The organism is Arthrobacter sp. R-11 (genome assembly GCF_049913155.1).
GTDB lineage: Bacteria > Actinomycetota > Actinomycetes > Actinomycetales > Micrococcaceae > Arthrobacter.
The window spans coordinates 1,150,820-1,170,963 of sequence record NZ_CP183979.1; the positions used below are offsets into that span (position 1 = coordinate 1,150,820).

19 protein-coding genes and 1 riboswitch are annotated in these 20,144 nt (G+C 68.1%); of the genes, 13 read left to right on the plus strand and 6 right to left on the minus strand.

Features of this window, described 5'->3' with window-relative positions:
- Nucleotides 1-133: 133 nt before the first annotated feature.
- The gene (locus ACN9M4_RS05155) at nt 134-1,342 is read right to left on the minus strand and encodes an ROK family transcriptional regulator (protein WP_426302491.1); all 1,209 of its coding nucleotides are present in this window, start codon (nt 1,340-1,342) and stop codon (nt 134-136) included.
- A 241-nt stretch (nt 1,343-1,583) separates the two neighbouring features.
- Between ACN9M4_RS05155 and ACN9M4_RS05160 the strand changes: the two genes are divergently transcribed.
- Together ACN9M4_RS05160 and ACN9M4_RS05165 are read left to right on the plus strand one after the other, a co-directional pair.
- The gene (locus ACN9M4_RS05160) at nt 1,584-2,393 is read left to right on the plus strand and encodes a nitrilase-related carbon-nitrogen hydrolase (protein WP_426302492.1); all 810 of its coding nucleotides are present in this window, start codon (nt 1,584-1,586) and stop codon (nt 2,391-2,393) included.
- 56 nt (nt 2,394-2,449) lie between these two features.
- Nucleotides 2,450-3,466, plus strand: a complete 1,017-nt coding sequence (locus tag ACN9M4_RS05165; protein WP_426302493.1) for a squalene cyclase — start codon at nt 2,450-2,452, stop codon at nt 3,464-3,466.
- Here the strand turns inward: ACN9M4_RS05165 and ACN9M4_RS05170 are convergent.
- Nucleotides 3,463-5,142 (minus strand): PucR family transcriptional regulator, encoded by a 1,680-nt coding sequence (locus ACN9M4_RS05170; RefSeq protein ID WP_426302494.1) that lies wholly within the window; start codon nt 5,140-5,142, stop codon nt 3,463-3,465. The genes ACN9M4_RS05165 and ACN9M4_RS05170 overlap by 4 nt on opposite strands.
- Before the next feature lie 187 nt (nt 5,143-5,329).
- Between ACN9M4_RS05170 and ACN9M4_RS05175 the strand changes: the two genes are divergently transcribed.
- On the plus strand, nt 5,330-6,766 hold the full coding sequence (locus tag ACN9M4_RS05175; protein ID WP_426303391.1) for an amino acid permease: 1,437 nt from the start codon (nt 5,330-5,332) through the stop codon (nt 6,764-6,766).
- Nucleotides 6,766-8,493 (plus strand): flavin monoamine oxidase family protein, encoded by a 1,728-nt coding sequence (locus tag ACN9M4_RS05180; protein ID WP_426302495.1) that lies wholly within the window; start codon nt 6,766-6,768, stop codon nt 8,491-8,493. Before ACN9M4_RS05175 ends, ACN9M4_RS05180 begins: the two co-directional genes overlap by 1 nt.
- A gap of 177 nt (nt 8,494-8,670) precedes the next feature.
- Here ACN9M4_RS05180 and ACN9M4_RS05185 read toward each other — a convergent pair whose 3' ends face one another.
- From ACN9M4_RS05185 to purU, 3 genes are all read right to left on the minus strand, one after another.
- Nucleotides 8,671-9,189, minus strand: coding sequence for a gamma carbonic anhydrase family protein (locus tag ACN9M4_RS05185; protein WP_426302496.1), 519 nt, complete (start codon nt 9,187-9,189; stop codon nt 8,671-8,673).
- 84 nt (nt 9,190-9,273) lie between these two features.
- Entirely contained in the window at nt 9,274-9,975 is a 702-nt protein-coding gene (locus ACN9M4_RS05190) for a class I SAM-dependent methyltransferase (protein ID WP_426302497.1), read from the minus strand.
- Nucleotides 9,976-10,091: 116 nt separating this feature from the next.
- A complete protein-coding gene (gene purU / locus ACN9M4_RS05195; protein ID WP_426303392.1) occupies nt 10,092-10,955 on the minus strand; it encodes a formyltetrahydrofolate deformylase in 864 nt (287 codons plus the stop codon).
- Nucleotides 10,956-10,987: 32 nt separating this feature from the next.
- Nucleotides 10,988-11,073: riboswitch (ZMP/ZTP riboswitch) on the plus strand.
- Nucleotides 11,074-11,180: 107 nt separating this feature from the next.
- Here purU and glyA point away from each other — a divergent pair.
- On the plus strand, nt 11,181-12,476 hold the full coding sequence (gene glyA, locus ACN9M4_RS05200; RefSeq protein ID WP_426302498.1) for a serine hydroxymethyltransferase: 1,296 nt from the start codon (nt 11,181-11,183) through the stop codon (nt 12,474-12,476).
- A gap of 8 nt (nt 12,477-12,484) precedes the next feature.
- Entirely contained in the window at nt 12,485-13,378 is an 894-nt protein-coding gene (locus tag ACN9M4_RS05205; RefSeq protein WP_426302499.1) for a bifunctional methylenetetrahydrofolate dehydrogenase/methenyltetrahydrofolate cyclohydrolase, read from the plus strand.
- Nucleotides 13,379-13,494: 116 nt separating this feature from the next.
- Here ACN9M4_RS05205 and ACN9M4_RS05210 read toward each other — a convergent pair whose 3' ends face one another.
- Nucleotides 13,495-13,941, minus strand: a complete 447-nt coding sequence (locus ACN9M4_RS05210) for a CHRD domain-containing protein (protein WP_426302500.1) — start codon at nt 13,939-13,941, stop codon at nt 13,495-13,497.
- A 208-nt stretch (nt 13,942-14,149) separates the two neighbouring features.
- Between ACN9M4_RS05210 and ACN9M4_RS05215 the strand changes: the two genes are divergently transcribed.
- The 7 genes from ACN9M4_RS05215 (at nt 14,150) to ACN9M4_RS05245 (ending at nt 20,074) form a co-directional block, all read left to right on the plus strand.
- Nucleotides 14,150-15,364: a sensor histidine kinase gene (locus tag ACN9M4_RS05215; RefSeq protein WP_426302501.1), complete on the plus strand. Its 1,215-nt coding sequence runs from the start codon at nt 14,150-14,152 to the stop codon at nt 15,362-15,364.
- Nucleotides 15,361-16,026, plus strand: coding sequence for a response regulator (locus ACN9M4_RS05220; RefSeq protein ID WP_426302502.1), 666 nt, complete (start codon nt 15,361-15,363; stop codon nt 16,024-16,026). Before ACN9M4_RS05215 ends, ACN9M4_RS05220 begins: the two co-directional genes overlap by 4 nt.
- 161 nt (nt 16,027-16,187) lie before the next feature.
- Nucleotides 16,188-16,475, plus strand: a complete 288-nt coding sequence (locus ACN9M4_RS05225) for an SHOCT domain-containing protein (RefSeq protein ID WP_426302503.1) — start codon at nt 16,188-16,190, stop codon at nt 16,473-16,475.
- A gap of 148 nt (nt 16,476-16,623) precedes the next feature.
- Complete coding sequence (locus tag ACN9M4_RS05230) at nt 16,624-17,553, plus strand: ABC transporter ATP-binding protein (RefSeq protein ID WP_426302504.1); 930 nt, start codon at nt 16,624-16,626, stop codon at nt 17,551-17,553.
- On the plus strand, nt 17,546-18,409 hold the full coding sequence (locus ACN9M4_RS05235; protein ID WP_426302505.1) for an ABC transporter permease: 864 nt from the start codon (nt 17,546-17,548) through the stop codon (nt 18,407-18,409). Before ACN9M4_RS05230 ends, ACN9M4_RS05235 begins: the two co-directional genes overlap by 8 nt.
- On the plus strand, nt 18,406-19,251 hold the full coding sequence (locus tag ACN9M4_RS05240) for an ABC transporter permease (protein WP_426302506.1): 846 nt from the start codon (nt 18,406-18,408) through the stop codon (nt 19,249-19,251). The genes ACN9M4_RS05235 and ACN9M4_RS05240 overlap by 4 nt, the downstream gene beginning before the upstream one ends.
- Nucleotides 19,252-19,294: 43 nt before the next feature.
- Nucleotides 19,295-20,074: a nucleotidyltransferase domain-containing protein gene (locus tag ACN9M4_RS05245; RefSeq protein WP_426302507.1), complete on the plus strand. Its 780-nt coding sequence runs from the start codon at nt 19,295-19,297 to the stop codon at nt 20,072-20,074.
- Nucleotides 20,075-20,144 lie beyond the last annotated feature (70 nt).

A 20,144-nucleotide genomic window follows, 5' to 3' on the forward strand; every position in this document is an offset into this window, starting at 1 on the left:
ATGACGTCGTTGTCTCCCGGAAGGAATCCGGGGCTGTCTGATGAAAAAGTAAACTGGATCACCGGTCTTGTCGTCAAGAGTTGAACGCAAGACTTTTTTCGGGGACGGTGACGGTCGCGTCGGTTTCCGGCCGTCAGCCGGTGCTGATCCCCGCGTGCTGGAACACCAGTGCGGCAGCCCCCAGGGCCTCGGCGCGGGCGCCGAGGGAGGACATGGTCAAGATGGTCGTCTCGCCGACAACCGGAACGGCATGACGGACCAGGCCGCGCCGGATCGGGGCAAGGAGGGTTTCGCCCAGCCCGGCCAGGGGGCCGCCCACTACGATCACTTCGGGCCCGATCAGATTGGCCACATTGCCCAGGGCACGGCCGACGGCGAGGCCGGCGTCGTCGATCACCCGCAGGGTCGCGGGATCCTTCGCCAGGGCGTTGCGCACGATGTCCACCGGCTCCAGGTTCCTGCCTGCACTCTTGCCGAGGAGCTCGATCATGGTCGTGGTGGAGGCCACCGTTTCCAGGCAGCCGCGGTTGCCGCAGCGGCAGATGGCACCGTATTCATGGATGGTGGCGTGGCCGATCTCGCCGGTGATTCCAACCGCCCCGTAGTAGGGCGCCCCGTTGACGATCAGCCCGGAACCGATACCCGAGCCGATCTTCAGGAACATGAGGTCATTGACCCCGCTGTGCGGCCCCCAGGTGACTTCGGACAGGGCGCCGAGATTGGCGTCGTTGTCAACGTACACGGGCATTTCCAGGGCCCGCTCAAGGCGCTCGAGGATCTGGAATCCGACCCATTCGGGCAGGATCGCGCCCTGCGCCACGGTGCCGGTGCGGCGGTCGATCGGCCCGGCGATTCCGGCTCCGGCGCCCACCACCGCGCGGCGTTCGACGCCGTTTTCCGCGAGTAGTTTTTGGAGGAGATCGACGGCGGCCGCGATGCCTTCTTCCGCATGATGGCCCAGGGGCAGGGTGACGGTTTCCTCCGCGATCACCTGGTAGCCCAGGGAGGCCAGGACCACCCTGAGATGGCGGCGGCCGAAATCGATGCCTACGGCGACGGCGCCGTGGCTGTTGAGCCGTACGCTCAGTGCCCGGCGGCCCGAGCTGGTCACCGGTTCCGTGGAAACGAGCCCGGCCCCCTGCATGATCTTCACGATGTTGGACACCGTGGCCGTCGAGAGGCCGGTCTGCCGGGAGAGCTCGGCCTGGGTGGCCGGTCCGCCGAGCAGGCACTCGATGATGCGCTGCTGATTGAGGTGGCGCAAGGCTGATTGAGAACCTGGGGCTGATTGCGAGCCGGGGTTCCTGTGGGGGCTCGTTGCCGAGCGCGTCGTTGCGGGCATTTAAGAAGCCTGCACCAAAAGCACATTTGCAGTCAAGAAGTTAACACATGCGAATGCCGTGCGAGCTGGCTGGATGGGCCCGGCATGGTCCCCCGGGTGACTCTGCGGACCCCTGGAGCCAACGGCTTTCGTGGTGCGTTCCATCCCCGGGCTTACGAAGCCGGGTCCAATCGTCCCGAAACGCCCGCGTCCGTGCTGCGTATGGTGGGAACACAATCCAAGAGCCATTGAAGGGGTAAAGATGCTGCTGGCCGTGCTGCAGGCAAACGCCGCTGTTCTGGACGCCGACGCCAACCTGGCGGCCATCGACGAGGCGGCCCGCCGTGCTGCTGCCGCCGGCGCCTCCTTGCTGCTCACCCCCGAACTTTTCCCGGTGGGCTACGCGCCTCTGCGGATCGATGCGGAATTCGACTATTCGGGGCTTCCGGCACTCCGGGAACGCCTCGCCGGGATCGCGCGCCGGCACGGGATCGGCCTCGTATACAGCCTCCCCGTCTGCGATGCCACGGGAGCACGCCGGATCACCGCCACCCTCCTGGACCGCAGCGGCGGAACCCTGCTCGACTACGGCAAGGTCCACCTCTTCGGTGCGGACGAGCGCAAGGCCTTCAGCCCGGCGTCGGAGGCTCCCGCCGTCGTCGACTTCGAGGGACTGCGTGCCGCCCTGCTGATCTGCTACGACGTCGAATTCCCGGAAGCGGTGCGTGCGGCCGCCGTCCGCGGCGCCGAACTGCTCCTGGTGCCCACCGCCCTGTCCGCCGGGTTCGACGCCGTCCCGCAGCTGCTGCTCCGGGCCCGGGCACTGGAGAGCCAGCTCACGGTGGCCTACGCCAACCACAGCGGGCACGAGGACGGCTGCGATTTCGCGGGCGGCAGCGTGGTGGCCGGACCCGACGGTGCGCTGCTTGCGGCGGCCGGCGAGGGGCCCGTGCTGCTGTTCGCCGAGGTGTCCGGGGCGGACGCCCTGGCCGCGCGGGAGAAGGTGCCGTACCTGCGGGAACGGCGTCCCGAGCTGTACCGGCAATGGGAAGCCCCCGGCCAGGGCGCCTGACGGCCTGAAGCGGGCGGCCATGGACCACTGCTTCGGCTGCTGGTAGCCTCCCGCCCATGGCCGTTGAACCCGCCCTGCTTGGCTGGCTGCTGGATTCGGACCCTGCCCTTCGTTGGCAGGTGGAGCGCGACCTCGCCCACGCCCCGCCCGGGGTGTGGCAGGAGACTCGCAACCGCGTTGCAAGTGAAGGCTTCGGCGCCCGGCTGCTCGGGCTGCAGGATCCGGACGGGCAATGGGCCGGCGGTGCGTATTTCCCGGCCGGGTATGATTTCGAATCCCAAGAACCCGGCCAACCATGGACCGCCACCACCTGGTCGCTCAACGCGTTACGGGACTGGGGCCTGGACGCCGGAGCCCTGGCAGGCACGGCAGAGCTGCTCGAGGCCAACAGCCGCTGGGAATACGACAACCTCCCGTATTGGGGCGGCGAAGTGGACTGCTGCATCAACGCCTACACCCTGGCGAACGGGGCATGGCTCGGTGCGGACGTATCCGGACTCGCCCGCTGGTTCGTGGAGCATCGGCTGTCCGACGGCGGCTGGAACTGCGACTGGGTGGAAGGCTCCACGCGCTCGTCCTTCCACTCGACCCTGAACTCCCTGAAGGGCCTGCTGTCCTACCAGCGGGCAGGCCTCGGCGGCGGGGAATTGACCGCGGCCCGGCGCGCAGGCGAGGAATACCTGCTGGAGCGCCGACTGCTGTACCGGAGGTCAACGGGGGAGCAGGTGGCACACTGGGCCAGCCGCTTCGCGTACCCGTTCCGGTGGTTCTACAGCGTGCTGAACGCGGCGGACTACTTCCGTGCGGCCTCGCTCCACGACGGCACCGGCCCCGATCCACGCCTTCGCGAGGCGATCGACACCATCCGTGCCGCCCGCGGACCGGACGGCCGGTGGATCCAGGAGCGCCGCCACCCCGGCGAAGTCTGGTTCGAGGTGGACGTGCCGGCCGGTGAACCATCCAAGTGGCTCACTTTTTATGGCACACGTGTGCTGGAATGGTGGGGCGGTGTTCAAGGGGACGGTGTTCAAGGGGACGGTTTTCGACGGAGCGGGGCTCGGACCGTCTCCTAGGAGTCCGGCAGCTCGTCCGCGTACTGCAGCGCGATCCACAACTCGGCGCGCACCTGGGCGTCGTTGAGGTCCCTGCCCAGCAAGTCGCCCACCTGGCCGATCTGCCGGCGGACGCTGTTGCGGTGCAGGCCCAGGCGCTTGGCGGAACCATCCCAGCTCCCGTTCTCCGCCAGCCAGCCGCGCAGGACAGCCAGCAGCGGGTCCCGCTTCCCGGCGTCGAGCGCCAACACCGGCTCCAGCAGGCGGGCGGCGAGCATGGTCCCGGCCTCCCGGCCGAGCAGTCCCGTGACGCTCCAGCTGACCTCGTCCACCCGGGCGCTGCGCCCGCTGGACTGCACCTTCGAGCGCAGCGAGGACACCCGCTGGTACGCGGCGGACAGGCTCCCGAGCTCCGCCGCGTCGCCGATCACCAGGCGCCAACCAAGCTTCTCGACCTCCGTAACCAAGGCGTCGTCCACCTTCAGCCGGGTGAGCGCGGCGAAACCGTAGTCCGTGATCTCCACGAGCTTGGTGTCGAACAGCCGCCGCCACTGCAGCAGTTCCCGCACCGGGCTGTCCCCGGCGGGCCAGTCGGGGGAGTCGGCCTTGATGCCCTGGACCACGCGGACGGCGGCGGAGCGGCTGGAAGACAGGCTCTGCGCCAGCAGGTCCTTGAGTCCGTTCACGTGCCGGGTGCCTCCGGAGGCCAGGCTGTCCGGGTGCAGCAGCAGCGCCGTCGCGAGCTGGCTGGGCGCGAGCGAACCGCTGGTGCGCTGACGAACCAGCAGCTCCAACAGGCCCACCACCGACTGCACCACGTTGTTCTGCGCGGGAGTGAGGGCATCGTCAGAGCCCAGGATCAGGGCCCCCAGGTTGGCGTCCTTGGTGCTGCGCAGCGGATGGCCGAACACCATCGCCGAACCCGGCTGCTCGAAGCCGTCCATCTCCACGCGCGGACCGCTGCCGGAGAGCAGACGTTGCAGCATGGGTTCCAGCAGGGAAAGCTCGACGCCGGTGCTGCCGCCGGCGCCGGTGTGGCTGCCGGCGCCGTGCGCCCGCGCCCGGACCCGTCCGTCGGCCCCGAACAGCAGGGCCCACACAGGCACCCGCTGGACCAGGGCGGCCAGGAGTTCGTGTTCGGGCCTGGGGGAGAGGACCGCCCGCATCAGTTGCCGGTTGATCTCCGCGAGCTGGCGGAACACCCGGGCGTTGTCCGATTCCAGCAGCTGCGAAAACTCCAGGCCGATCGCTGCGAAGGGAATGGACTCGGGAACTTCGATCAGGGTGAGCCCGTGGCGGCGGCAGGCTTCGAGCAGGCCCTCCGGAACCTCGTCGAAATAGGGCCGGACGCCGAAGCCCAAGGCCCGCACTTTCGCGGCCACCAGGCGCCGGACATAGGCGTCGATGCGTTCCGGGGTGCCGCCGTCGCCCCTAAAGGGCAAGCCCGCGGTGAGCAGGAACTCGCCTTCGGGGACATAAGGCGTGGGGTCCTCGAGCTCACTGGGTTCCACCCAGCGAAGAGGTTCCGCCGCGCCGTCTCCCCGGCTTCCGGCATCGTGCAGGATCCGCATGCCGGCCGGCAACTGGGCGAGGAGCTGCTCCAGCGTGACGGCCCCCAAAGGTCCCTGCGGCTGCGCCGTCAACGAGGGTCCGGCCGCCGCGCCAGGAGCCGGGTCTTCGAGTGCATTACGTCTCATGTAAGTTGACTATAGGTCACTTTGCACCAACTTGAGAGCTAGCTCACAAGATACCGTTGACCGAGGAAAGCGCAACTACTTCGAAGGGACGTCAACGGTGACTGTGTCCGCCAACCCCGCAACAAAGGCCGGCGCCAGCCGGCCCGGCCTCGGCGCGCAGTTGCTGCGCCGCAAGCCGATCAACCAGATGGTTGAAGAGGCCGGCAACGGCGAAGGCGGCACCCCGCTCCGCCGCAGCTTCGGTGTCCTGCAGCTGACCATGATCAGCGTAGGCGCCACCCTGGGCACCGGCATCCTGGTGATCCTCGGCGAATCCGTGCCGCTGGCCGGACCCGCCATCTGGATCTCCTTCGTGATTGCCGGTTTCGCGGCCCTGCTCTCGGCCGTGTCCTACGCCGAGATGGCGGGCCTCGTCCCGGTGGCCGGCTCCAGCTACTCGTACTCCTACGCCACGATGGGTGAAGGCATGGCCTGGATCTGCGGCTGGTGCCTGGTCCTGGAATACGCCGTCTCCGTGGCCGCCGTGGCGGTTGGCGCGGGCCAGTACGTCAACGAGACCCTCGGCGTCTTCGGCCTGGCCCTGCCCGATGCCCTCGCACTGTCCCCGGTTGAGGGTGGAGCGGTCAACATCTCCGCCGTCGTGATTGTCCTGCTGGCCATGGTGCTGCTGGTGCGGGGCGCCCGCGAAAGCGCCTGGATCAACACCGCGATCGTCGCCGTGAAGGTGGGCATCCTGGTCTTCTTCTGCGCCGTGGCCTTCACTGCCTTCAACGCCGGCAATTTCGAACCCCTCATGCCCATGGGCGCCGCCGGTGTCTCCGCCGCAGCCTCCCGTGTGTTCTTCTCCTACATCGGCTTCGACGCCGCCTCCACCGCTGGTGAGGAAGCCAAGAACCCCAAGCGGGACCTGCCGCGGGCCATCATGCTCTCCATGCTGATCGTCACCAGCATCTACGTCCTGGTGGCCGTGGCCGCCATCGGCGCCCGCCCTTGGGGCTGGTTCGATGGCACGGAAGCCGCCCTGGTGCAGATCCTCCAAGAGACTACCCACCAGCCGTGGATCGCCCTGGTGTTCGCCGTCGGGGCCGTGATGGCCATCGCCAGCATCGTGCTCACGGTGCTCTACGGCCAGACCCGCATCCTGCTCTCCATGTCCCGCGACGGCCTGGTGCCGAAGGTCTTCGGCCGCGTCTCCCGCCGCACCGGCACTCCGGTGGCCGGAACCCTGATCGTGGGCATCGCCGTCGCACTCACCGCCGGCTTCATCCCGCTCGGGGCGCTCGCGGACGCCACTAGCATCGGCACCCTCTTCGCCTTCGCCCTGGTCAACGTGGCCGTGATCTACCTGCGCCGCAACCGCCCGGACCTCAAGCGCAACTTCCGCGTCCCGCTGTACCCGCTCACCCCCATCCTGGGCACCCTCATGTGCGCCTACCTGATGGCCAACCTCGGTGCCGAAACCTGGCTGGTGTTCGGGGCGTGGATGCTCGTGGGAATCGGACTCTACTTCGGCTATGGACGCCGCAACTCGAAGGTAGCCGCCCTCAGTGAGCAGGACTACCGTGAACTATCCGCCAGGGTCGACGAGGAAACCGACCCGGAAACCGTGAAGGCAGGACTTTGATGACCACCGCCACCGAACTGCCCGCAAGCGCACCCGTTGGGTCCGTCCCGGCGGAGACGGAAAGTGCCCCGATCACCATGCTGAACCCTGACTTCCCGTTCAGCTACGACCACTACCTGCAGCACCCGGCGGGCCTGGGCAGCGTCCCGGACGAGCTGTACGGCACTGAAGTGGCCGTCGTCGGCGCAGGCGTGTCCGGGCTGGTCACCGCCTACGAGCTCATGAAGCTCGGCCTCAAGCCCGTGGTCTACGAGGCCGACCAGATCGGCGGACGCCTGCGCACCGCATCCTTCCCGGCCGCGCCCGGCGTGGTGGCGGACCTGGGCGGCATGCGCTTCCCGGTCTCCAGCAAGGCCCTGTACCACTACATCGACAAGCTGGGCCTCGAAACCCAGGAGTTCCCTAACCCGCTCGCCCCGCCCACCTCCAGCACCGTGATCGAGCTCAAGGGCGAGAAGTTCTATGCCGAGAAGGCATCGGACCTGCCCGCGTTCTTCCACGAGGTGGCCGAGGCCTGGCGCGCCGCCCTGCGCGAGGATGCCCGCTTCGAGGAAATGCAGGAGGCCATCAAGGCCCGCGACACCGCCCGCATCAAGGAGCTGTGGAACGGACTCCTGGAAGACTTCGATGAGGAGACCTTCTCCGGCTTCGTCGCCAAGAGCCGCGCCTTCAAGGAAGCCGGCTTCGCACACCGCGAGGCCTTCGGCCAGGTGGGCTTCGGCACCGGCGGCTGGGACACCGACTTCCCCAACTCCATCCTGGAAATCCTCCGTGTGGTCTACACCGACGCCGACGACCACCACCGCGGCATCGCCGGGGGAGCGCAACGCCTGCCGGAGGCACTCTGGAACCACGCGCCGTCGGGCATGGCCCACTGGCCGGACGGCACCTCGCTGGCGTCCCTGCACTCCGGTTCGCCGCGTGGCGCCGTGGCGGGGATCGCCCGCGTGAACGACGACGACGGCGCCCCCACCTCCCGGATCGCCGTCACCGAACGCTGGGGCCGCAGCAGCGAGTATGCCGCCGTCGTGACCACCTGCCAGTCCTGGCTGCTCTCCACGAGGATCAAGACCGAGGAGGCCCTGTTCCCGGCCGAGCTGTGGACCGCGATCGAGCGCTCGCACTACATGCAGTCTTCCAAGACCTTCGTGATGGTGGACCGTCCGTTCTGGAAGGACCGCGACCCGCAGACCGGCCAGGAGGTCATGTCCATGACCCTCACGGACCGCCTCACGCGTGGCACCTACCTGCTGGACAACGGCCCGGACCAGCCTGCCGTCATCCTGCTTTCCTACACGTGGAACGATGACGCCCTCAAGTGGCTGAGCCTGGACGCCGAACAGCGTGCCGACCTCATGATCCACTCCCTGGAACAGATCTACCCGGGCTTGGACATCCGCAGCCACATCGTGGGCCAGCCGATCACCGTGTCCTGGGAATCGGATCCGAACTTCATGGGTGCCTTCAAGGCCAACCTGCCAGGCCACTACCGGTACCAACAGCGGCTCTACACCCACTTCGAACAGTCTCAGCTTGAGGCGCGCCACCGCGGCATCTTCCTGGCCGGCGACGACGTCTCCTGGACCGCCGGCTGGGCCGAAGGCGCCGTCACCACCGGCCTGAACGCCGTGTGGGGCGTGGTGAACCACCTGGGCGGCAGTTCCGCGGCAGGCAACCCCGGACCGGGCGAGCTGCTGGCCGAGTACGGGCCGATCAGCCTGGACTAGGGGGCTGGGGCTGCTTACTGCAAGCGACGCAATAGCCCGGTTGCGGTCCTTCGTGTAGGCGCGCATCGCGGCGCATGGGCCCCGGAGGTCGCTCAGCGACCGAAGGGGTCCTCATGCGTCGTGTCCAAGCGACGGCGGAGGGCCGCCTCCGGGCGGACCCGGCCACTGATTTCGCGCCTAGCTGTGCATCTCCCGGTGCGCCGCGGCGAGCTCAATGTAGTGCGCGGCGTTGTGCTTGACGCCCTCGAACTCCTCGTCGCTGAGCTCGCGGCGGACCTTCGCCGGGACGCCGGCCACGAGTGAGCGGGGCGGGATGACCGTGCCTTCGAGCACGACGGCGCCCGCGGCCACGAGCGAGCCGCTGCCGACTACCGCCCCGTTGAGGATGGTTGCGCTCATGCCGATGAGGCAGTCGTCCTCGACCGTGCAGCCGTGCACGACCGCGGAATGGCCCACGCTGACGCGCTCGCCCACGGTGCAGGGGAAGCCGGGGTCGGCGTGCAGCACCACGTTGTCCTGCAGGTTCGAGCCCGCGCCCACGCGGATCGCGGCGGTGTCGGCGCGCACCGAGACGCCGTAGAAGGCGCTCGCGTTTTCGCCCAGGCTGGCCTTGCCGATGATCGAAGCGCTGGGTGCCACGAAGGCGGTTTCATGGATCTCCGGGGTGTCCCCGGCGAAGGTGTAAATGGGAGCCATGCAGGCAAGCCTAGTAGACAGCGCTGACCCAACTGGGTCGCATTTGTTGTCGTTATGGGCGCCCATAACGACAACAACTGCGAGCTAGTTGGGCGGGGCGGGCGTCCGCAGCACCAGGAACTGATAGTGCTGCACCCACTGCCCGGCGCCGGGTCCCGATTCGGCGCCCTGGCCCTCCGGCCACGTCTCGAAATGCTCCACTACGCCGTGCCGGCCGAAGATCTCCCGCACCGCGGCGTCGCTGCGGCGGCTGAAGAAGCGCCGTGGTTCGATGTCGTCCTCCGGGTTCAGGACCTCTTCGTCGTCGCCTGACCAGAGCCCGACGGCGATCGGCGCACCGGGTGCGGTGACCCGCACGAGTTCGCGGACGACATCGTCGATTGCGTTGTTGGGCACGTGCAGCAGGGTGCTCATCGTCCAGGCCGCGGGGAATGCGGCGTCCGCGAACGGAAGCGCGCGGCCGTTGGCCACCGAGGCGTCCAGGCCCTTCGCGCGGGCCAGGCGGACGCTTTCTTCCGAGAGGTCGACCCCGGCGTAGTGCAGCCCGGCCTGGATGAAGCCGAGGCCGTCGACGCCGGAACCGCAGCCGAGTTCGAGCAGGCCGTGCCGATGTTCGGACTTGAGGAAGCTGATGAACCACTCCCGGCAAGCCACCCGCCGCGGAGTCAGCGGACGCGCGTCCCGGGCAGCAGCCTCGCGGTTGTAGTACGTCGCAAGGTCGATTTCATAGCCGCCGGGCTCATGGTCGTTGCCTTTGTGGCCGAGCGGACGTTGTTCCCCCTCCATGGATCAAGGGTAAACCTCAACGGAACGGAGAGGGCGGGCTTGGAGTTTCCGCCACGGGGCGGGCTGCGCCGGTTTCGCCTCCCGAAATGTTGTTTGCCCGGTGGAACGACCCGGGCCTAGTTGAAGACGACCGTCCGGGTGCCGTCCAGCAGTACCCGGTGCTCGGCGTGCCACTGCACGGCCTGCGCCAGGGTGCGGCCTTCGACGGCCCGGCCCATCTGGACGAACTGGGCGGCAGTGCGGGCGTGGTCCACCCGGATGACCTCTTGCTCGATGATAGGGCCCTCGTCCAGGTCCGCGGTGACGTAGTGGGCGGTGGCGCCGATCAGCTTCACGCCGCGGGCGTGGGCCTGGTGGTAGGGCTTGGCGCCCTTGAAGGACGGCAGGAAGGAGTGGTGGATGTTGATGGCCTTGCCGCTGAGCTCGGCGCACAGCTCATTGGAGAGCACCTGCATGTAGCGGGCGAGCACGGTCAGTTCGACGTCGTGTGCCTTGATCAGCTCCAGCAGGCGTGCCTCGGCCTGCGGCTTGGTATCCGCGGTGACGGGAATGTAGTGGAACGGGATGCCGTAGAACGCGGCGAGGCCTTCGAGGTCCCGGTGGTTGGAGACGATGGCCGGCACGTCGATGGGCAGGGTGCCGCTGCGCTGCTGGAAGAGGAGGTCGTTGAGGCAGTGCGCGTCCTTGGAACCCATGATGAGGGTCCGCAGCTTCCGGCCCACGGGGTTGATGTCCCACTTCATGCCGAACTCCGCCGCCACCGGCTCCAGGGCCGCTGCCAGCCCGTCCTGCGTGGACGACGTGGTGGCTTCCACCCGCATGAAGAAGTTCCCGGTGGTCGGGCTGCCGTACTGCTGGGAATCGGCAATGTTGCATCCGGCCCCAAGCAGGGCGCCGGCCACGGCGTGGACGATTCCGGGCCGGTCCGGGCAGGACAGGGTGACAACAAAAGACGCGGGAGGGGTGGAGTCAATCACCAGACAAGCCTACCGTCGCAGGGCTGCTGTACTGTTAAGACCGTCGCGACTGGCGTTGGGTGGTGAACCACCAGGGAGCGGCAAGGATGAAGACCACGGATCGTACGCCTGGGCCGAGGGTCATGTCTTGCCTTTGGCCTGCCTTGCCCCGTAATCAAGAGCACGGCGGATATGCCAGACGGTAGCCTGACCTGTGAGAAGTACCAGTTCCCTAGCCAGGAGATCTTTGTGTCGACCAACATCACCTCCGCGACCATCAGTAACCAGCCGCTTGCCGAACTCGATCCCGAGATCGCAGCCGTCCTGGAACAGGAACTCGGCCGCCAGCGCGGCACCCTGGAAATGATCGCTTCCGAAAACTTCGCTCCCCGTGCCGTCATGGAGGCACAGGGGTCCGTTCTGACCAACAAGTACGCCGAGGGCTACCCGGGCAAGCGCTACTACGGCGGCTGTGAATACGTCGACATCGCCGAGCAACTGGCCATCGACCGTGTCAAGGCCCTCTTCGGTGCCGAGTACGCCAACGTCCAGCCGCACTCCGGCGCCCAGGCCAACGCCGCGGCCCTCTCCGCCCTGATCAACCCGGGTGACAAGATCCTCGGCCTTTCCCTGGCCCATGGCGGCCACCTGACCCACGGCATGAAGCTGAACTTCTCCGGCAAGCTGTACAAGGTTGCCGCTTACCAGGTGGAAGAAGACACCTTCCGCGTGGACATGGACAAGCTCCGCGAGCAGGCCATCGCCGAAAAGCCGCAGGTCATCATCGCCGGCTGGTCCGCCTACCCGCGCCACTTGGACTTCGCCGCTTTCCGCTCCATCGCGGACGAGGTTGGCGCACTGCTCTGGACGGACATGGCCCACTTCGCCGGCCTCGTCGCAGCAGGCCTGCACCCGAGCCCGGTGCCGCACTCCGACGTCGTCACCTCCACCGTGCACAAGACCCTCTCCGGCCCGCGCTCCGGCGTGATCCTGGCCAAGGAGCAGTACGGCAAGAAGATCAACTCCAACGTCTTCCCGGGCCAGCAGGGCGGCCCGCTGATGCACGTCATCGCCGCCAAGGCCGTGGCCTTCAAGATCGCCGCGGGCGAGGAATTCAAGGAGCGCCAGCAGCGCGTCCTGGAAGGCGCCAAGATCATCGCCGAGCGCCTCACCCAGGCCGATGTCGCCGAGGCCGGCGTTTCGGTCCTCACCGGCGGCACTGATGTGCACCTGGTCCTCGTTGACCTGCGCAACTCCCAGCTGGACGGCCAGCAGGCCGAAGACCTCCTGCACTCCGTGGGCATCACAGTCAACCGCAACGCCGTGCCGTTCGACCCGCGCCCGCCGATGGTCACCTCCGGCCTGCGTATCGGCACCCCGGCCCTGGCCACCCGTGGCTTCGGCGCCGCCGAGTTCACCGAGGTCGCTGACATCATCGCCACCGCGCTGAAGTCCGGCTCCGCCACCGACGTCGAGGCCCTTCAGGCGCGCGTCGACAAGCTGGCTGCAGACTTCCCGCTTTACCCCGAGCACGAACAGTGGTGACCCCAACAATGGAACAGACTGCAAAGATCCTCGACGGCAAGGCGGCCTCGGCCGCCATCAAGGCCGAGCTGACGGAACGGGTCGCGGCGCTCAAGGCGCGCGGCATCACGCCTGGCATCGCCACCGTGCTGGTCGGCGCCGACCCGGCCTCCCAGCTGTACGTGTCCATGAAGCACAAGCAGTCGCACGAGATCGGGATGAACTCGATCCAGCGCGAGCTGCCCGAGGATGCCACCCAGGAACAGGTCGAGGCCCTCATTGACGAGCTCAATGCGGACCCCGCCTGCCACGGCTACATCGTCCAGCTGCCGCTGCCCAAGCACCTTGACACGGACGCGATCCTGGAACGGATCGATCCCGACAAGGACGCCGACGGCCTGCACCCGACCAACCTCGGCCGGCTGGTACTGAACGTCAACGGCAAGATCACCTCGCCGCTGCCGTGTACGCCCCGCGGCGTCATCGAGCTCCTGCAGCGCAACGGTTACGACCTCAACGGCAAGCACGTGGTGGTGGTGGGCCGCGGCGTGACCATCGGCCGCTCCATCGGGCTGCTGCTAACCCGGCGTGAAATCAACGCCACGGTCACCCTGACCCACACCGGCACCACCAACATGTCGGAACTGCTCCGCCAGGCCGACGTCATCGTAGGTGCTGCGGGTGCGAAGCACGTCGTCAAGGCCTCCGACGTCAAGCCAGGCGCCGCGGTGCTCGACGTCGGGGTCACCCGTGAAACCGATCCGGAGACCGGCAAGAGCCGCGTCCACGGCGACATCGACCCCGCCGCCGCCGAGGTGGCCGGCTGGATTTCGCCGAACCCGGGCGGCGTCGGTCCGATGACCGTCGCGCTGCTCATGACCAATGTGGTCGAAGCGGCGGAACGGGCAGCCGCCAAGGCCTGACCCTCCGCCCGAACGGCAAATGAACAGGACGCACCGCTGTGCGTCCACCCGCCCCGACGACGGCGGCAGCCAGCCCGGCTGCCGCCGTCGCCGTTTCCGGGCAGCTTGCGTCCGCCCTACTTCAGTTGTCCGCGGATCTCACCACCCGGGAACGTAGGGGTGTGCACGTTGACGTAGTAGCTGCGGGGGCTGGCCGCGATCGCCGCGAGGAGCGCGGGGTCGGCTGTGGTGCAGGCGTCCTGGGTCCAACTGGTTCCGCTGCCCACGGTGAGGGGCACCTGTACAGGGCCGGCGACGCCGCGCGGAGCGAGGTGGATGTGGGCCGCCCCCGCCGCGGCGGAAAGGTTCCGCGCCGTCAGCGTGTAGCAGAGTTCTCCGCCCTCGATCGTGTAGCTGAAGAAGCCGCTGGCCCCGGTGTTCGAGCCCGTGGTTTCCTGCTCGGTGTTCAGCGGGATCGCCGGGGTCCCTCCCGGATTGGCGGTGGCGGCACCGGCGCCCCCGGCTACCAGGGCGGTGATGACGCCCAGCACGGCGAGCGGTTTGAGTGTGCGGTTTGCTGGCATTTCTGGTCCTCCTTGCAGACAAGCGCTGTTGCTTACCGGAAGTCCCCCAACGTTGACCACGGTACGCCCGGCGTGGGCCGCAAAACAGGGCCGGGCAACAGGCCATTCAACAGAGCGCGACTCCGGCCGGCCGGCTACTCCCGCGGGAGTAGGCGCCTTGCTCCCTGAACCGGACGACGCCGGCCGCACCTGGGGCTAGGCTCGGAGCATGCAGCGTGGTTTCAGTGGCGGACGCGGCTTCGACGGGGGACCCCGTTTCAGCCCGGGCCCCGGATTCGGCAGGCGCAAGGGGCCGCCCACGTCCTTCATCGCCATCGGGGTGGCGCTGATCCAGGTGCTCGGGACGGCCTTCGCCGCCAGCCACCAGGCCGGCGCCCGGCCCCTTGACGCGCTCGCCCTGGTGCAGCTCCTTGCCGGTCCTGCCGCCCTCCTGCTGCGCCGCCGCATGCCGGTGCTGATGGTGCCCCTGACCTTCGCCGCAGCCCTTGCCTACCTCCTGGCCGGCTACCCCTGGGGTCCTGTGGTGGTGTCCTTCGCGGTGTCGCTGATGCTGAGCGCGGCGGCGGGGCTGCGCTGGCTGGCCTGGCTCGGCGCCGGCAGTGCAGCGGCGACAGTCCTGCTCTGGTCCCTGCTTGTCGGCGACGAGGCCTGGCCTCTTCGTTTCTCCGCCGCCGCGGCCTGGGCGGCCATCCTCGTGCTCCTGGGCGAGGGGTTCCGGCGGCGCAGGGAACAGCTGGCCGAGTACCGCCGCCGGCGTGCGGCCGCCGAGCAGGCAGAGCGGGACGAATACCGGCTCACCCTCGCCCGGGATATCCACGACGTCGTGGCCCATTCGCTGTCCATGATCAACGTCCAGGCCTCCGTGGCCCTGCACCTGGGCGCGAATGAACCCGAGCGGCTCCGCCCGGCACTGGAGGCGATCAAGGCGGCCAGCAAGGAATCCCTGGCCGAGGTCCGGCAACTGCTGGGCGTGCTGCGCGAAGATGCCCCGCTGCATCCGGGGGCACGGCCCGGGTTGGCCCGGATTCCGGAACTGGTGGAGCATGCCCGGCTGGCCGGCCTCAGAGTGGACCTGGAAGGCCCTCCGGAGCTGCCCGGGGCGGGTGAGGCGCAGCAGGAGGCGGCTTACCGGGTGGTCCAGGAAGCGCTGAGCAACGTCCGCCGGCACTCCGGTGCGTCGACCGCCGTCGTGCGCCTTGCGCTTGCCGGGAACACGCTGGAGGTGACGGTCGACGACGACGGCGCAGGCTTGGACTGGTCGAAGCAGGGCGGGGCGGAACCGGGCAACGGGCTCACCGGGATGCGGGAGCGGGTGGAAGCGCTGGGCGGCAGCCTCGCCCTGCTGCCGCTGGACGGTCTTCCGCCGAACAGAGGCCTGCGGGTCAAAGCAACGCTTCCTCTGGCAGAAGGGACCGGACCATGATCCGCATCCTGCTGGCCGACGACCAGACCCTCATCCGCGCCGGCTTCCGCGCGCTATTGGACGCGGAGCCGGACATGCAGGTGGTGGGCGAGGCCGGAACCGGAAGGGACGCCGTCGGGCTGGCCCTGCGGGAGGCGCCGGACGTCGTGCTCATGGACATCCGCATGCCCGACGGCGACGGCCTGGACGCCACCCGCCGGATCATGGCGGAGCCGCGGCTGGCCGGAACCCGGATCATCATCCTCACCACCTTCGAACTGGACGAATACATCGCCGAAGCCGTGCGGGCCGGTGCCGCGGGATTCCTGCTCAAAGACACCGAACCGGCGGAGCTCATCCGCGCGGTGCGCGTGGTGCACGACGGCGACGCCCTCCTTTCGCCGTCGGTGACCCGCCGCATCATGGCCCAGCTGGCCCTGCACAGCCGGGCGTCCGCGGAACCGGTGGCACTGGAGCAGATCACCGGGCGCGAACGCGAAGTGCTGGCGCTGGTGGGTGAAGGGCTGAACAACGCCGAGATCGCCGAGCGGCTCTTCATCACGCCGCTCACCGCGAAGACCCACGTCTCCCGGATCATGAACAAGCTCATGGTGAGGGACCGGGCCCAGCTGGTGGTCCTGGCCTACGAATCGGGCTTGGTCCGGCCCGGCTGGAGCAGCTGAAGCACTCGGCGGTCTCCCGGGGGAGTAGGCAGCGGGCCCGGATTGCCTCCCTGGGGCAGACGTATTCCGGTGGCCCGGAAAACAGACTGGATGCAGAGCCGCAAAGAGGCTCGGACGGCCCGGAAACGCCGGACCTGACCGCCAAGAGTTTGGACCCTGACATGTTCACATCACTGAGCGCTCTGGCAGCCAACGTGCCTGCCGCCGTCGCCGCCCACGGCCCGTGGGACGGCGGTGGCTTCTGGCCGTTGTTCCTGCTGATCCCGCTCTTCTGGATTCTGGTGATCGGCTTCTTCATCTTCTTCGCGCGCCGCAGTTGGCGGCACAACCACCACTGGGCCGCCACCCAGGGTGCAGAAGGGGTGCTGCGCGAACGCTACGCCCGCGGTGAGATCGACGAGACCGAATACCGCCAGCGCCTCGAAGTGCTGCGCGCGAATCCGAAGTAGCGTGCACATCCTCTGCGAGGGACGCTTTCCGGGCGGATTGTTCCAGAAAGTTGTGCAATAGCTCTTTCACGTTTTTCATGGCTCAACTAAGGTGCTGAGGGTGCACAATGAAGCCACCCGCTCCGCAACCACTCCAGCAAGTACCCAGATGAACCCTGATGCAGTGATCCGCGCCGAGCTGCTGCGCAAGAATTATGGCGACGTCGCCGCCGTCGACGGCATCTCCTTCGAGGTGCCGCCGGGGGAGTCGTTCGGTCTCCTCGGACCCAACGGCGCGGGCAAGTCCACCACCATGAAGATGATTGGCGGCGTCTCGCAGCGCAGTTCCGGGAAGCTGACCATCATGGGCCTGGACCCGGACGTGAACGGACCGGAAGTCCGCGCGCACCTGGGCGTGGTGCCGCAGCAGGACAACCTGGACGAAGAACTCAAAGTCCGGGAAAACCTCATCGTCTACGGCCGCTACTTCGGCCTGCCGCTGAGCTACCTGCGGCCCAAGGCGGACGAGCTGCTGGAGTTCGCGCAGCTGACGGACAAAGCGAAGTCCCGCGTGGATGCGCTCTCCGGCGGCATGAAGCGGCGGCTCACCATCGCGCGCTCGCTGATCAACGAGCCCAAGATCCTGCTCCTCGACGAGCCCACCACCGGCCTGGACCCGCAGGCCCGGCACATCCTCTGGGACCGGCTCTTCCGCCTCAAGGAACAGGGCGTCACGCTGATCCTCACCACCCACTACATGGACGAAGCCGAGCAGCTCTGCGACCGGCTGATCGTGGTGGACAAGGGCCACATCATGGCCGAGGGCTCGCCCGCCTCGCTGATCCGCGAACACTCCACCCGCGAGGTCCTGGAACTGCGCTTCGGTTCCGAGCGCAACGCCACCATCGGCGCCGAACTCCAAGGCGTCGGCGAACGGCTGGAAACCCTGCCGGACCGGGTGCTGATCTACGCGGACGACGGCGAGGCCGCCCTCGAGCAGGTCTCCGCACGCGGCCTGCGCCCGCTGACGTCCCTGGTGCGCCGTTCCTCGCTGGAGGACGTCTTCCTCCGGCTGACCGGACGGAGTCTCGTTGACTAGCGGAACGGACAATCAGCTTCCGACGGCGGCCGCTGCCCTGCGCGCGCATCCTCCTGCCGTCTCGGCCGCCCGGGCCCGGCGCTGGGGCTCCTTCTTCTACGCCGAACAGGTGCTGCGGGTGATGCGCGGCTACTTCTGGTCCTTCATCATGTACAGCATCGCCCAACCGGCGGCGTACCTCTTCGCCATGGGTGTTGGCCTGGCCACGCTCGTGGATGCCAACGGGGCGGCGGCGTTCGGCGGGGTCAGCTACCTGCAGTTCATCGCGCCGGCGCTCATCGTTTCGGCGGCGGTGATGACGGCGTCGGGGGAGTTCTCCTACCCGATCATGGACGGCTTCAAGTGGCGGCGGGTCTTCTACGGCCCGCACGCCTCTCCGCTGGTGCCGCAGCAGATTGCCGCCGGCCACGTGATCGCCGTGACCCTGAAGTTCCTGGTGCAGTCCGTGGCATATTTCGTGATCGTCGCCCTGTTCGGCGGCTCGCCCGGAGCCTGGGGCTGGATGTCCGCCCTGGTGGCCACGGTGGCCGGGCTCTCCTTCGGGCTTCCGCTCATGGCCTACGCTTCCAGCATCACCAAGGACAGCGGCCAGTTCGCCCTCGTGCAGCGCTTCATCGTGGTCCCGCTATTCCTGTTCTCCGGAACGTTCTTCCCGCTTGATTCCCTGCCCGTGGCCGTGCGCTGGATCGGCTGGATCTCCCCGGTGTGGCACGGCACGGAGCTGGGCCGGGTGTTCACCTACGGTATGGAGGAGAATCCCGTGCTCACCGTGGTCCACGTGGCCTACCTGCTGGCCGCGGCCGCTGCCGGCTGGATCCTGACCCGGCGGCAGTTCGTGAAAAGGATGGGGCAATGAGCACGGTTGCAGCAGGGCCAGGCGGGCCGCACAGCGTCACCGAGGCTGCCCGGCAGCGGAAGTTCGGTGCCCTCTATTCGCGCAACGTCCAGGCCGTCGTCGCGCGCGGCCTCATGGCCGCGAAAAGCAGCACCTGGCTGATCCTGGTTTCCGGTTTCTTCGAACCGGTGCTGTACCTGATCGCCATGGGCGTCGGGCTGGGCACGATCGTCGGGGACGTTGAGGGCCCGGGCGGGCAGATGATCAGCTACGCGGCGTACATCGCACCGGCGCTGCTGGCGGTCTCCGCAATGAACGGCGCGGTCTACGATTCCACGTGGAACGTCTTCTTCAAGATGAACTTCGCCAAGCTGTACCAAGGCATGCTCTACACCTCGCTGGGCCCGCTGGACGTGGCCATGGGCGAGATTTTCCTGGCGCTGCTCCGCGGGCTGCTCTACGCCACCGGGTTCACCGCGGTGATGGGCGTGATGGGACTGCTCACCACGCCCTGGGCGGTGCTGATGATCCCGGCTTCACTGCTGATCGCCTTCGGGTTCGCGAGCCTGGGCATGGGCATCACCAGTTTCATGAAGACCTTCCAGCAGATGGACTGGATCAACTTCTTCATGCTGCCGATGTTCCTGTTCAGCGCCACGTTCTACCCGTTGAGCGTCTACCCGGAAAGCATCCAGTGGTTCATCCAGGCCATGCCGCTCTGGCACGGCGTGGAACTGCTGCGGCAGATCAGCGTGGGTGCCTTCAGCCCCGCCACGGCGGTCCACATCGGCTACTACCTGGTGATGATCGTGCTCGGGGTATCGCTCACCACCGGGCGGCTGCGCAAGCTGTTCCTGAAATAAGATCGCTTACGGCACCCTCCCCACCCGGATGTAAGGCACACCCATGGACGATTCCCTGTTCCTTGACCATGAGTTCCTTGACCATGTGGCGGACCGCCTCGCCACCCTGCCCGCGGTGCAGGCCGTGACGCTCGGCGGTTCCCGGGCGGCGGGGACCCACACCGCCGCCAGCGACTGGGACTTCGCGCTCTACTACCGGGGCGCCTTCGACCCGGAGGATCTGCGCGCGCTCGGCTGGCAGGGAAGTGTGTCCGACGTCGGAGGCTGGGGCGGCGGCGTTTTCAACGGCGGTGCGTGGCTGGAGATCGACGGCCGCAAGGCGGACGTCCACTACCGGGACCTTGACGTCGTCGAACGGGAACTGGACGAGGCCCGGCAGGGCCGCTTCCACATCGAGCCGCTGCTGTTCCACCTGGCGGGAATCCCCAGCTACCTGTTGGCCGCAGAACTTGCCATCAACCGCGTCCTCCGCGGCAGTTTGCCGCGCCCGGATTACCCGCAGGCGTTGCGCGAATCCGCTCCCCGGGCCTGGATGGAACGGGCACACATGACCCTCGGCTACGCGCGCGGCGCATTCGCCGGCAAGGGGAAGCTGGCGGAGACGGCCGGGTCGCTCGCCGTCGCCGGGGCCATGACGGGCCATGCCGTGCTGGCGGTCCGTTCCGAATGGATCACGAACGAGAAACGCCTGCTCGAGCGGGCCGGCCTGCGCGGACTGGACGGGATCATCGGTGCCCTCGGGCGCGAGCCCGCCCGCCTCGAAGCGGCCCTCGAGCAGGCCGCGGAGCTCTTCGACGCCGCCCTGGCCGAAGCTGGCGCCTGAGGCGACGATCGGGCCCGCCCCGAAAGGGTGTTCGCCGGAGGTGGAAGCGGCCCGGCCGGCCTGCGGAGTT